The organism is Thalassobacillus devorans (assembly GCF_011761345.1).
Taxonomy (GTDB): Bacteria; Bacillota; Bacilli; order Bacillales; family Halobacillaceae; genus Thalassobacillus; species Thalassobacillus devorans.
On sequence record NZ_JAASRY010000001.1, the window covers coordinates 799,010 to 811,821 of the forward strand.

The window sequence follows — 12,812 nt, forward strand, 5'->3', positions numbered from 1 at the left end:
CTATCTCCATGTAAGTGTCTTTGGTTGCAGCATATATTCCCTCAGTCTAGGTTATTATAGCAGAAAGTAGGATATGTGCTAGATTTATGATGAAAATGATAATAGATTGATATATTTTGAAAAATGAACAGGAATTCAGTTTTTGATATGGAATACATACATAGTGAAGGAGGAGTTGTTATGGAAGGACAAGTTGTAATAGTTACCGGCGGTTCCAGCGGGATGGGGAAATACATGGCAAAGAAGTTCGTCCAGGAGGGTGCGAACGTTGTCATTACCGGTCGTAATGAGGAACGCCTGCAAGCGGCAAAAGAGGAGATCGTGGGGGATGACCCGGCTCAAGTACTTACAATTGTTATGGATGTAAGAAATATAGAAGATGCCGAACGGATGGTGATAGAGACAGAAGCAGCATTCGGACGAATTGATCACCTGGTCAATAATGCTGCCGGTAATTTTATCACCCCGGCAGAAAAGCTGTCTGCAAATGGATGGAAAACCGTCATTGATATCGTTTTGAACGGAACATTTTATTGTAGTCATGCCGTCGGAAATTACTGGATTGAAAATAAAACAAAGGGTACGATTTTGAACATGGTGGCTACTTATGCCTGGAATGCAGGAGCCGGTGTCATTCATTCTGCAGCGGCAAAAGCAGGTGTACTCAGTTTGACGCGGACATTGGCAGTCGAATGGGGTTCTAAATATGGGGTGAGGGTAAACGCGATAGCGCCTGGGCCTATCGAACGAACCGGAGGAGCAGATAAACTGTTTGAGTCAGAAGAGGCAGCAAAGCGGACGCTTCAATCGGTTCCATTGAGAAGATTGGGGACTCCCGAAGAAATTGCTGATTTGGCGCATTTCATACTTTCGGAAAAGGCGTCCTATATGAATGGCGAGGTCGTCACCCTGGACGGCGGCCAATGGCTTAACCAATTCCCTTTTTAAGGTTCTTAGAACATATACGGGGAGAATCGTTGTAATGATATGCAAGAAGCACCACCATGGCGGGTGGTGCTTCTCTTTTCTCTCTTATATAGGTTGGTGTCTCTCTTTAACTTATTTCATTCTCAAATAATGCAGGTATTGTCTCTTTTATTTTCAAAATTGTCTCTCATAATTAAAAAATTGTCACTCTTATGATGTAGGCTGTCTCATATACGCTATTACTTTCTCTTATATAGATGAAATTCTAATGGTTACGCATATTGCCTGTTCTCGTTATATCAATGGATATAAAAGAAAATGGTGAAGAAGTGGAACAGTGACCCTCCTAGCACGAACAGATGCCACACCATGTGGTGAAATGGAAAACTCCGCCACACGTAAAAAACACTGCCGATCGAGTACAGCACGCCGCCGACAACAAGATACGTAATCCCTTGTGCCGGTAACTCCGCAGTCAGGGGTCCCCACGCCAGAATAATCAGCCACCCCATCAAAATATAGAACAAAGTCGACAGCATGACGAAGCGTTTGACAAAGAAAACTTTGAAAACAATGCCCAGAATAGCTATGCCCCAAACGGTGCCGAACAACGTCCAGCCCAGGGTGCCTCTCAATGGAACGAGCATAATTGGAGTGTAAGTTCCAGCTATAAATAAATAGATGGTCGAGTGGTCAAAAATTTCAAAGAGATCTTTCATTTTCCCTTTTGGAAAACCATGACATAATGTTGAAGAAACGTACATTAATACCATGGTCGCCCCGTAAATAGCTACGGAGACAATGTGCCACGGGTTCCCCTCCATACTGGCAAACACTAAAAGTAAAACAAGTGCCGCCACACTTAATATCGCTCCGATCCCATGGGTGATCGTATTGGCTATCTCTTCCGGTTTTGTAAAGGTATGTGTTGACATTTTTGGACGAACATCTCCTTGTTTTCTTTCATTAACATACATTATCTCATGTTTTAATTTTCCTGGCTAGAGAACACCCCGGCTCTAATTGGTACATAAACTGTTAAAAAGGGTGTTTTTCTTATGTTTTTTAAATGTCCTAATTGCTGTTTGCTTTATAGAAACCCGGGGTATTGTAAGAAATGTAATAAAATTACATTGGTGGAAATTATCATTAATGTCGATAAAGAACCTGTCAGTGAGGAATAGGAAGGATCAGTCAGACGCGAACGTAAAAAAAGTTTTCTTCCATAAAAGTCTACTCGCTTCACCGGAGTATGTTAAAATATGAAGTAGCATATCCTGTGGTTCTATGTAATATCCATGAACAATGGGAGGGAAGGCTTTGATAAAAAAAGCCTTTTTGCTATGTATTGTGTTTTCCGTTTGCTCCTTCGACTGCTGGATGATAAGGGAGTGTTGAAGAATGATTAATGTACCAAACGATGAGTTGCTCCACACAACAGTAAACGAACTGATGATTCCTGCTGATAAAGTCGCCCATGTTCAGGTAGGCAATCCACTCGAACACGCTTTACTGGTCTTAGTGAAGACCGGATATTCTGCGGTTCCTGTACTGGATGCTGCATTTAAGCTGAAAGGGACAATCAGCAAAGCCGCTATCATCGAACAAACGTTAGGAATCGAACAATTTGAATTTAATAAACTATCCGAGATGTGTGTCAACACGGTCATGAAAACAGAAATCCCGATTCTTCACCGGGATGATTCGTTTGAAAAGGCGTTGAAGTATGTCATCGATAACCCATTTGTCTGTGTCGCAGATGAAGAAGGTTCTTTTGATGGTATTTTGACGCGCAGAGCAATTTTAAAGCAGTTGAATCGTTATTTGCATACAGAAACGAACCTCTTACGGGATAAGGTGAAGGGGTAGAGAAAAAAGAAATTGCAATCAACCGGGGCTCGACTCTATTAAAGAGTCAGCCCTTGTTTTATCTTAAGATGAAGAAAGTGAAGGGGATTTATGGAACAGTCTGTTGTACATAAAAAAACGATCAAACGGCCGCTCGTGTTAGCATCTATTATGCTTGCCATGTTTCTGGCAGCAATTGAAGCCACGATAGTATCTACAGCGATGCCAAGCATCGTCGCCGATTTAGGAGGATTCAGTCTATACAGCTGGGTATTTTCTGCTTATCTGCTGACGAATGCTGCCACGGTGCTGATATTCGGTAAACTCTCAGACATCTTTGGAAGAAAACCGATATTTTTATTTGGAATATCGGTGTTTTTAATTGGTTCGACATTAAGCGGGTTTGCTGCTTCCATGGAAATGCTTATTTTCACCCGGCTGATCCAGGGATTAGGGGCTGGGGCATTGATGCCGATTGCAACGACAATCGTTGGTGATATTTATACGAAAGAAGAGCGTGCCAATATTCAAGGCTACCTATCAAGTGTTTGGGGAATCTCTGCTGTAACGGGCCCGGCACTCGGCGGCTTTTTTGTTGATGTGTTGAGCTGGCCGTATGTATTCTGGATGAATATACCGTTAGGTTTGCTGGCGATGGCAGGCATTATCCTTTTCTTTCATGAGGAACTGGATAAGACAGACAGGAAAATCGACTATGGCGGTGCCTTGTACATGTTCATTGCTGTCAGTGCCCTCATGCTGATTCTCGTGGAAGGCGGGGTTAGGATAGCCTGGGATTCACAGTTGATGCTCGTACTTGCGAGTCTATCATCTATCGGATTCGTCCTATTTTTCTCCCAGGAGAAAAGGGTAAGCGCACCGATGATGCCATTTGAAATCTGGAAGCATCGCTCGATATCCATTGCTAATATTACATCCTTGACCACAGGAATGATTCTTATCGGCGTTTCCAGTTATTTGCCGGCATTCGTTCAGGGTGTGATGGAGAAGCCTGCGATTGTCGCCGGTTTCACGTTAACCACGATGTCGATTGGCTGGCCTATCTCATCTGCTCTTGCCGGGAGATTGCTGCTTCGGATCGGATTTCGGTCCACCTCATTGATTGGTGGTATTTCGTTAATTATCGGTGGTATCTTCTTCTTTATGTTATCTCCGGAAAAAGGACCGGTTTGGGCAGCGACAGGCTCGTTTTTCATCGGTGTCGGCATGGGGCTTTCGACGACTTCTTTCATCGTCTCGATTCAAAGTACGGTGGATTGGAAGACAAGGGGGATCGCTACAGCATCCAACATGTTCATGCGTTCCCTGGGGAGTGCGGTGGGCGCAGCTTTGCTCGGCGGTATGCTCAACAGCAGGATTCAGACAGCAATTGCTCAAGCGGATCTTGGCAAGGAGTTGACCGTCGACTCCACCAACCTGCTGCTGGATGCGGAAAAAAGGGAGAGTCTTTCCCCCGGTGCCCTTGAAGTACTGCAGGAGGCCCTGACATCCGGACTTCACCTTGTCTATATCGGTATCCTGGTCCTGGCGATCATCAGTCTTTTATTGATCAGTTTGCTGCCCAAAGGAGACAAAAGCAACGTAACGAAAAAATAAAGAAACAAGTGAAATTCTTGTCACAAACATTTCACTTTGATAAAGTAAATGAAGCAGTACGTTACATACCATGAAGGAGGAATTGACACATGAAACAAATGGATGCAAACGAAATCATTTCGTTTATTTCGAATAGCACCAAGTCGACACCAGTCAAAGTTTACCTGAAAGGGGAAAACTTGAAGAGCATCGATTTCGGTGAGAACGTTCAGGATTTTGTCGAAGAAAAAAGCGGAGTCTTATTCGGTGAATGGAAAGACATCGAACAGCTTCTTGAAAACAACAAAGATGCTATTGCGGACTACGTAGTAGAGAATGACCGCAGAAACTCTGCGATTCCATTGCTGGACTTGAAGGGCATTAACGCTCGTATCGAGCCAGGCGCTGTCATCCGTGACCAGGTGGAAATCGGCGATGGCTGCGTAATCATGATGGGTTCCATGATCAACATCGGTTCTGTTGTGGGTGAAGGTACGATGATCGATATGAACGTAGTCCTAGGCGGACGCGCAACGGTCGGCAAAAACTGCCACATCGGAGCAGGAGCCGTACTTGCAGGGGTTATCGAGCCGCCATCTGCCAGCCCGGTAGTAATCGAAGATGGTGTCGTAATCGGTGCAAACGCAGTTGTTTTGGAAGGTGTCACAGTCGGTGAAGGTTCCGTCGTAGCAGCAGGCTCCATCGTTACAGAAGATGTCCCTCCAAATACACTGGTTGCCGGTACACCAGCAAAAAAAATCAAAGACATCGACGATCAGACCAAATCCAAGACAGAAATCAAACAGGAACTACGCAAACTGGATAACTGATCAACCCTTAAGGCCTTGCACATCGCAGGGCCTTTTCTATAAGAAATATTGCATTAAAGCTCCTTTTACTGAAGACTGAGTTTCGAGACTTTAGCTTGTGATTATGGCGGCCGGGAAAACGGATCGCTTTCCGTGGGCATGTGGTGAGCTTCCTCAGGCTTCGCCTGAGGAGGTTCGCCAGTTCCACCGCAGGGAAGCGAATCCTTCCCCTATGCCGCTATTCCTCAAATAATGTCTCGAAATCAAGTCTTCGACTTTTCGGTTCTTTAATTGAACAAGTGTTTAGGGATAACCAGCAACAACTTAACAGATTCAAAAAGAAAGAGGTGGGCAGGTTGGATAAAAACCAGCTTCAAATAATAAGAAGAGACTTGCACCAGATTCCGGAACTTGGCTTCCAGGAATACAAAACACAACAGTATCTCTTAGAGGAGATCGGACGGATGCCACAGGAGCATATCGAAATCAAAACATGGCGGACAGGAATTTTAGTTTTTGTAAAAGGCGAGAATCCGTCAAAAACAATTGGCTACCGGGCCGATATTGATGGACTGCCTATCACGGAAGAAACCGGGTATGAGTATCAATCCCGGCATGAAGGAAACATGCACGCCTGCGGGCATGATTTTCACATGACTATCGCATTAGGATCACTAAGACGGCTTGCCGAAAACCCGGCAGCTGACAATGCATTGTTTATTTTTCAGCCGGCAGAGGAAGGACCAGGTGGTGCCAAGCCGCTTTTGAATAGTGAAGCATTTCAAGCGTGGCGTCCTGATGTTATTTTTGCTCTTCATATAGCACCAGATCTGCCGGTGGGGACCGTTTCATCCCGAGAAGGCTTGCTGTTTGCTAACACAAGCGAGTTGTTTATTGATTTGAAAGGGAAGGGTGGACATGCTGCCTACCCCCACCAGACGCATGACATGGTAGTGGCCGCGAGCTATTTCGTCACGCAGCTGCAGCAAATCGTTGCCCGGCGTGTGGATCCTTTGGATAGTGCGGTCGTCACAATTGGAAAAATTACCGGTGGAACAGTCCAGAATGTCATTGCAGAAAACGCCCGTCTGGAGGGAACGATCCGGACGATGTCCCCGGAAGCGATGAAAAAGGTAAAGGCGAATATTGAACGGCTGGCAGAAGGGCTGGAAATCGGACATGAATGTACCGCTTCGATTGATTATGGAGCTAATTACTATCAGGTGCACAATAACGGCAAGCATGTGGATGCTTTCCGGCAGATTTCTGAAAAAGTGGATGGTGTCACCTTCCAGGAAGCACCTCCAGCCATGACTGGGGAGGACTTCGGTTATATGCTGAAAGAGATTCCCGGGTTTATGTTCTGGCTTGGAGTGGAATCTGAATATGGACTTCATCACGCAAAACTAACACCGGATGAACGTGCATTGGCTGTTGGGGTGGACATTGTGGAAGCGGTCACCCGAAACTGGTAGGCATGGTTATCTGCATACCTCCTTTAACGTTGGTAACAATAGGGACGTAGACCTTACCCTATTCAAGGAGGAAAAAGAAATGAGAAAAATTGCAGTAGAGGAAAGTTTGACAGATATTAGTTCCGCTTTACAGGAAAAAGGGTATGATATAGTAACCCTTCGAAATGAACAGGATGCACAAGGATGTGACTGTTGTGTCATTTCCGGTCAGGATAAAGATGTGATGGGAATGGCGGATGTACAAACAGAGCAGTCGGTCATCAATGCACACGGTGCGACAGCGGAAGAAGTCTGTCAGCAAGTGGAGCAGCGGATGCGATAAGCAAATGGGGCGCATTGCCCCGATACATAGTCGTTAGAGGAGAGATTGGATGGAAACCACGTTAAAGCTTTTGGCAGTAGCCTTGCTGATCGTATTGACGGCTTTCTTTGTAGCGAGTGAATTCGCTATCGTAAAGGTGCGGAAAACGAAAATGGAAGCAAGGGCTGAAGCAGGGGATAAAAAAGCGAAGAGTGTATTACGGCTGACAAATAACCTGGATTATTATCTATCTGCCTGTCAGCTGGGAATCACAATTACCGCATTGGGATTAGGCTGGCTCGGTGAACCGACCCTCGAGGTGCTCCTCCACCCGTTATTGGAAGAATTTGAGCTGCCGAGTGCTGTCAGTCATACCATCTCTTTCGGAATCGCCTTTTTTGTCATCACCTTTTTACATGTGGTTTTAGGGGAGCTTGCCCCAAAGACAGTTGCCATCCAAAAAGCAGAAGCAATCACGCTGCTGTTGGCAAAGCCATTGATTTTATATAGTAAGATGATGTATCCGCTGATATGGCTGCTGAATGGGTCTGCCAATATCCTGGTGCGTATGTTCGGACTCCATGCAGCCAATGAATCCGAGGAGGTGCACTCCGAAGAAGAATTGCGGCATATCTTATCGGAAAGTTATCAAAAAGGGGAAATCAACCGATCTGAATTCACATACGTGGACCGTATTTTTGAATTCGATAACCGGACAGCAAAGGAAATCATGATTCCCCGTACGGAAATGGCTGTTATCGATATCAACGATTCTGTCAAAGCGATCAGTCGTTATATCCAGCAAGAACGGTTTACGAGATATCCAGTCATTGACGGTGATAAAGACCATATCCTGGGTGTCATTCATTTGAAGGAACTATTTTATAATGATTTCGAAGACCTGGGTACGTTAGAGCCGTTCATCCGCCCGGCATTCAAAGTATTTGAAAATATCCCGATCCATGACTTGCTGGTCCGGATGCAAAAAGAACGGACGCATATGGCCGTCCTGATCGATGAATATGGAGGTACATCCGGAATTGTTACCATTGAAGATATTATTGAAGAGATCGTAGGAGAGATCCGCGATGAATTCGACCACGAAGAAGAACGGGCGATCAAACGTCTGAAAAACGGCCACTTCCTTGTGGAAGGAAAAGTCTCTATTCAGGACATGAATGAATATTTTGATTTGGATCTTGAGAATGAAGACTACGACACGATTGCCGGATTTATTTATACGAATGATATCGATGCTTCGGAGGGGACAGAGGTCACCTTCCGGAATCATCATTTTAAAATCGTTGATATGATTGATGGGCAAATTAGAAAAGTAGAGGTATGGAAAGAATAAAAATGTCCCGGGCGCAGGAGCCCGGGATAATTTTTTTAGGATTTAACTTTTTATGAGACAGATTCGGCTTATATGAGAAATTACATCCGTTTGTGATTCCCTCGGGTTCATTAATGAGACAAAATTTAAATTATGAGAGACAAATTCGTGATTTAATGAGACAAATACGAAAATTTTCGAGACAAACTACCCATATACGAGACAGCCGGTCCAGGGGGGGCCGTTAAGCTTCTGCGTTACCCTGCTTCTCTATATATACCTGATGAGGGAACGGGATTTCAATGCCAGCAGCGTCAAGGGCTTCTTTCATCGCCTTGCGTAAATCCCTTTCGACGCCCCATTGTTCCATGTTTGTGGTTTTACCGAGAACTCGTAAGACGATATCAGAGGAACCAAGAGTCTGAACACCCAGGACATCCGGGCCTTCTTTGATTCGTTCATCATTGGCTGCAAAATCATCACAGACGCGCTGAAGAACAGCGACGGCTTCCTCGATATTTTCATCATAAGCGATGCCGATGTCGATCATCGCGCGCATGTTGCCGCGAGAGTGGTTACTGACACCTGAGATTTCCCGGTTGGGGATATAATGAAGAGTTCCATCAAAGCCGCGCAGCTTTGTCGTCCGCAGGCCAACTTCTTCCACCACTCCGTCATAACCTGCTGCGGTCACATAATCATCTACATCTACCTGCCGTTCAATCAATATGAAAAAACCGGTAACGATGTCACTGACAAGGCCTTGAGCGCCAAAACCAATGGCGAGACCGACAATACCAGCACCCGCAAGTAATGGTCCGATCGGAATACCGACCATCTCAAGAAGCATTACCACAAAAACGAACATCATAATGTAGGAAAACAGATTGATTGTAAGACGCTCCAGTGTTTTCGTGCGAGGTTCCGGAATTTTTCTATGTCTGCTGATCCGGTTGATGGCGCCACTGATCGCTTTTCGGCCAATCGGTGCAATAATTGCGAACGCTATGAGAAGCAATAGGATTTTCAACCCTACCGTAATCAACAGCTCTGTGATTTCCGTTAAATTGATTTGGAAACCATCCTCAAACAAATTCATGTAAACAACTCCTTATTTCATACCGTGCTATGTAATAGAATAGCGGATTTTGTAATAAATTATCAAATCAAACGGTTGATTCGGTAATAACCGGGATAGAAAAGGTTTTTGCCGGATGTAATGCCTATCATTTTACATTCATCAATCATTATTGTTTAATGAGAATGTGTAAGGGTTATATTATTAGGGCATGCTTGATTATGGAAGTCGGAGAAGCTAGATTAAATTTATTATAATTTAATATTGACTTTAAACAAGCAGCTCGTTATAATAGGACTTGTGAGTGATTACAACAACTAATTCAATATTTTTTGGAGGGATTTTCATGGCAGAACGTATGGTAGCAAAACAAGCTCCACGCTTCGAAATGGACGCAGTACTTCCGAACAAAGAATTCGGAAAAGTATCTTTGGAAGAAAACATGAAGAACGACAAATGGACAGTGCTATTCTTCTATCCAATGGACTTCACTTTCGTATGTCCAACAGAAATCACTGCACTTTCCGATCGTTACGATGAATTTGAAGATCTGGATGCAGAGGTAGTTGGAGTATCTACAGATACTATCCACACACACTTGGCATGGATCAACACTTCCCGTGATGACAATGGTCTAGGCGATCTTGCCTACCCATTGGCTGCTGACACTAACCATAAAGTCTCTGAAGACTTTGGTGTACTAATTGAAGATGAAGGTGTTGCACTACGCGGCCTATTCATCATCAGCCCAGAAGGTGAATTGATGTATCAAGTAGTTAACCACAACAACATCGGCCGTGACGTTGATGAAACACTACGTGTACTTCAAGCACTTCAAACTGGCGGACTTTGCCCAGCAAACTGGAAGCCAGGTCAAGAGACTCTATAATAGGGTCATAAAAGGACAAGCTATTCACAAGGGTCTAACTTCAGGTTAGGCCCTTTTATATCTAAGTAACCGAACTGTACCTTTTCTAAGGAGGAATTAACATGCGTTTAAGAGCACCAATGCCTGAACTGGAAGGCGCAACCGAATGGTTGAACGGAGAGGTCTCTAAAAGTGATCTATTAGGAGATAAACCTACATTGATCCATTTCTGGTCTGTCAGCTGTGGTCTATGTAAAGAAGCAATGCCGAACGTTAATGAATTCCGTGACGAATATAAAGAAGATTTGAACGTGGTTGCCGTCCATATGCCACGCTCTGAAAAAGACCTTGATTTGGATAAAATCAAAGAAGTGGCTGCTGAGCATGATATTACTCAGCCCATTTTCGTAGACAACAAACACGCACTTACCGATGCGTTTGAAAACCAATATGTTCCTGCCTACTATGTATTTGATGAAGAAGGTAACCTTCGTCACTTCCAGGCAGGCGGCGGTGGTATGAAAATGCTCCGCAAACGCGTCAACCGCGTCCTTGGCAACAAAGAAAAATAAGCACGAACCGAACCACCAGTTAAAGCTGGTGGTTTTTTTAATGACTAAAAGTGATTGTTCCTCGTTATTTACTATGAAAATCCACGTGTCATGTACATTAGTGCTATCCAATTTTACACTAGAATAAAGTATGGAGAATTTTAAAAAAATTAACTCAAAAAGGTGGATATTTATTTCGTAACCCGATATATTTATAATTACGTTAAAATTTTACAGAAAGAGGAGGGAGACAATGGATACTTTCAAAAAGCTGAGAGAATTTTATTGGCCTTATAAAAAGTATTTCTTTTGGTCGCTGTTGTTTTTATTATTTGTGACGGGAATTACTGTGGTATACCCGATCATCCTGCAAATCACAATCGATGATGTTGTAGCAGATGAACGGTATAATCTCATTCCTTATTTGGCAGGCGCCTTCATTATTTTGATGTCCATCAAAGGAATCGCCACCTACCTACACCAATACTTAGGTGATTTATTCGGTATCACTTCCGTCTATAAATTGAGAGATGAACTTTATAAAAAATTACAGCGTCTCCCATTTAAGTATTATGACAACGCCAAAACCGGCGATATCATGTCCCGGCTGACAGCGGATGTGGAAGGGTTCCGCTTTTTCCTTTCATTCGGTATTGCTGAATTAATCCGTATCACATTATTGATTGTCATCAGCCTAAGCGTCATGTTTTATTATTCCGTGCCATTGGCGCTTGTAACGATGGCGGCGATGCCTTTTCTGGCAGTCGTTGTTTTCCAGTTTGATAAACGCGTCCATCCAGCTTTCCGAGGCATTCGTAAATCGTTCGGGAAACTGAATACACGCGTACAGGAAAATATAAGCGGCATGACAACCGTTAAATCATTATCAAGGGAAGGTTTTGAAATCGGCAGATTCTCCGACCGTAACCAGGACTACCGCCAGAATTACCTGACCACCGCCAATATCTGGGCAAAATACTTTCCATTGATGGAGTTCATCGGAAATGTGTCTGTCGTCGCATTGCTGGCGTACGGAGGCAGCATGGTCGTCAATGGGAATCTTGGCCTCGGCGAACTCGTCGCATTCTTCAGCCTCGTCTGGTATATCCTTGGACCATTAATGAACCTCGGTTTTGTTATTAACTTATTTTCTCAATCGAAAGCGTCCGGGGAACGTCTTCTTGAAATTTTAGAGGCGAAAGAAGATATTCAGGAAAAATATAAACCAATTACTCTGGAGCGCTTAAACGGTCATGTCACTTTCCGTGATGTCACCCTGACTTATACGGAAGATGATGATTCAGCATTAAAAAATGTCAATTTTGATGCCCCTCCAGGCAAGGTCATCGGTTTAATCGGGGCAACTGGTTCCGGGAAAACAAGTATCACCCAGTTAATCACTCGATTTTATGAACCTGAAACCGGAGAAGTACTAGTTGATGGCAAACCTGTAGACCACTATGCCTTGAAAACTTTACGCCGCAATATCGGGTTTGTACTTCAGGAATCATTCCTTTTTTCAACGACGATCAAAGAAAATATTGCTTATGGGAACCCGGATGCTACATTAGAAGAAGTCATAGATGCTGCCAAGCGGGCGCAGGCACATGAATTCATCATGGATATGCCTGAAGGTTACGATACGTTGTTAGGTGAGCGGGGAATGGGCTTATCCGGTGGCCAAAAGCAGCGGATCGCAATTGCCCGGGCGATTTTGATTGATCCGAGTATCCTTGTTTTGGATGATGCTACTTCTGCTGTGGATATGGAAACAGAATTCAAGATTCAAAAAGCTTTGAAGGAAGTGATGCAAGGGAGAACGACCTTCATCATTGCACACCGAATTTCTTCCTTGAAGCACGCGGATGAAATTATCGTCCTGGAGGATGGGGAAGTAAAAGAGCGTGGTACCCACGACTTCCTGCTTTCTAACGGTGGTCCATATCAACGTATCTATGATATTCAGTATCAGGATAAAGAACAGATTTTGAAAGCATCCAATACCTGAAATCAAAAAGGGGGGAGT

12 protein-coding genes are annotated in these 12,812 nt (G+C 44.1%); 10 read left to right on the forward strand and 2 right to left on the reverse strand.

The annotated features are described in order from the left end of the window. The first annotated feature begins 180 nt into the window (after window positions 1-180). Complete coding sequence (fadH, locus tag FHS45_RS03995) at window positions 181-948, forward strand: 2,4-dienoyl-CoA reductase (protein WP_062445580.1); 768 nt, start codon at window positions 181-183, stop codon at window positions 946-948. A gap of 278 nt (window positions 949-1,226) precedes the next feature. On the opposite strand, the gene trhA is transcribed toward fadH, so the two are convergent. Then, a complete protein-coding gene (trhA, locus tag FHS45_RS04000; RefSeq protein WP_062445582.1) occupies window positions 1,227-1,862 on the reverse strand; it encodes a PAQR family membrane homeostasis protein TrhA in 636 nt (211 codons plus the stop codon). A gap of 466 nt (window positions 1,863-2,328) precedes the next feature. Between trhA and cbpB the strand changes: the two genes are divergently transcribed. From cbpB to FHS45_RS04030, 6 genes are all read left to right on the forward strand, one after another. After that, the gene (gene cbpB / locus FHS45_RS04005) at window positions 2,329-2,796 is read left to right on the forward strand and encodes a cyclic-di-AMP-binding protein CbpB (protein ID WP_062445584.1); all 468 of its coding nucleotides are present in this window, start codon (window positions 2,329-2,331) and stop codon (window positions 2,794-2,796) included. Between the two features lie 90 nt (window positions 2,797-2,886). Beyond that, the gene (locus FHS45_RS04010; RefSeq protein ID WP_062445586.1) at window positions 2,887-4,392 is read left to right on the forward strand and encodes an MDR family MFS transporter; all 1,506 of its coding nucleotides are present in this window, start codon (window positions 2,887-2,889) and stop codon (window positions 4,390-4,392) included. 89 nt (window positions 4,393-4,481) lie between these two features. Beyond that, the gene (gene dapD, locus FHS45_RS04015; RefSeq protein WP_062445587.1) at window positions 4,482-5,201 is read left to right on the forward strand and encodes a 2,3,4,5-tetrahydropyridine-2,6-dicarboxylate N-acetyltransferase; all 720 of its coding nucleotides are present in this window, start codon (window positions 4,482-4,484) and stop codon (window positions 5,199-5,201) included. Window positions 5,202-5,536: 335 nt separating this feature from the next. Further along, window positions 5,537-6,655, forward strand: a complete 1,119-nt coding sequence (locus FHS45_RS04020) for an N-acetyldiaminopimelate deacetylase (RefSeq protein WP_062445589.1) — start codon at window positions 5,537-5,539, stop codon at window positions 6,653-6,655. A gap of 79 nt (window positions 6,656-6,734) precedes the next feature. Beyond that, entirely contained in the window at window positions 6,735-6,977 is a 243-nt protein-coding gene (locus FHS45_RS04025; RefSeq protein WP_062445591.1) for a YkuS family protein, read from the forward strand. Between the two features lie 49 nt (window positions 6,978-7,026). Further along, window positions 7,027-8,310 carry a hemolysin family protein gene (locus FHS45_RS04030; RefSeq protein WP_062445594.1) on the forward strand — a complete coding sequence of 428 codons (1,284 nt, stop codon included), beginning with the start codon at window positions 7,027-7,029 and terminating at the stop codon, window positions 8,308-8,310. A gap of 223 nt (window positions 8,311-8,533) precedes the next feature. On the opposite strand, the gene FHS45_RS04035 is transcribed toward FHS45_RS04030, so the two are convergent. Beyond that, window positions 8,534-9,388, reverse strand: coding sequence for a mechanosensitive ion channel family protein (locus FHS45_RS04035; protein ID WP_062445597.1), 855 nt, complete (start codon window positions 9,386-9,388; stop codon window positions 8,534-8,536). Window positions 9,389-9,713: 325 nt separating this feature from the next. Here FHS45_RS04035 and FHS45_RS04040 point away from each other — a divergent pair, with 325 nt between their 5' ends. The 3 genes from FHS45_RS04040 (at window position 9,714) to FHS45_RS04050 (ending at window position 12,794) form a co-directional block, all read left to right on the forward strand. After that, a complete protein-coding gene (locus tag FHS45_RS04040) occupies window positions 9,714-10,256 on the forward strand; it encodes a peroxiredoxin (RefSeq protein WP_062445599.1) in 543 nt (180 codons plus the stop codon). Window positions 10,257-10,357: 101 nt separating this feature from the next. Further along, the gene (locus FHS45_RS04045; RefSeq protein ID WP_062445601.1) at window positions 10,358-10,807 is read left to right on the forward strand and encodes a TlpA family protein disulfide reductase; all 450 of its coding nucleotides are present in this window, start codon (window positions 10,358-10,360) and stop codon (window positions 10,805-10,807) included. 232 nt (window positions 10,808-11,039) lie between these two features. Further along, a complete protein-coding gene (locus FHS45_RS04050; protein ID WP_062445603.1) occupies window positions 11,040-12,794 on the forward strand; it encodes an ABC transporter ATP-binding protein in 1,755 nt (584 codons plus the stop codon). Window positions 12,795-12,812 lie beyond the last annotated feature (18 nt).

Coding starts and splice junctions, on each gene's coding strand:
- fadH (WP_062445580.1), top strand. CDS start 181: ATGGAAGGACAAGTTGTAATAGTTACCGGCGGTTCCAGCGGGATGGGG.
- trhA (WP_062445582.1), bottom strand. CDS start 1,862: ATGTCAACACATACCTTTACAAAACCGGAAGAGATAGCCAATACGATC.
- cbpB (WP_062445584.1), top strand. CDS start 2,329: ATGATTAATGTACCAAACGATGAGTTGCTCCACACAACAGTAAACGAA.
- FHS45_RS04010 (WP_062445586.1), top strand. CDS start 2,887: ATGGAACAGTCTGTTGTACATAAAAAAACGATCAAACGGCCGCTCGTG.
- dapD (WP_062445587.1), top strand. CDS start 4,482: ATGAAACAAATGGATGCAAACGAAATCATTTCGTTTATTTCGAATAGC.
- FHS45_RS04025 (WP_062445591.1), top strand. CDS start 6,735: ATGAGAAAAATTGCAGTAGAGGAAAGTTTGACAGATATTAGTTCCGCT.
- FHS45_RS04030 (WP_062445594.1), top strand. CDS start 7,027: ATGGAAACCACGTTAAAGCTTTTGGCAGTAGCCTTGCTGATCGTATTG.
- FHS45_RS04035 (WP_062445597.1), bottom strand. CDS start 9,388: ATGAATTTGTTTGAGGATGGTTTCCAAATCAATTTAACGGAAATCACA.
- FHS45_RS04040 (WP_062445599.1), top strand. CDS start 9,714: ATGGCAGAACGTATGGTAGCAAAACAAGCTCCACGCTTCGAAATGGAC.
- FHS45_RS04045 (WP_062445601.1), top strand. CDS start 10,358: ATGCGTTTAAGAGCACCAATGCCTGAACTGGAAGGCGCAACCGAATGG.
- FHS45_RS04050 (WP_062445603.1), top strand. CDS start 11,040: ATGGATACTTTCAAAAAGCTGAGAGAATTTTATTGGCCTTATAAAAAG.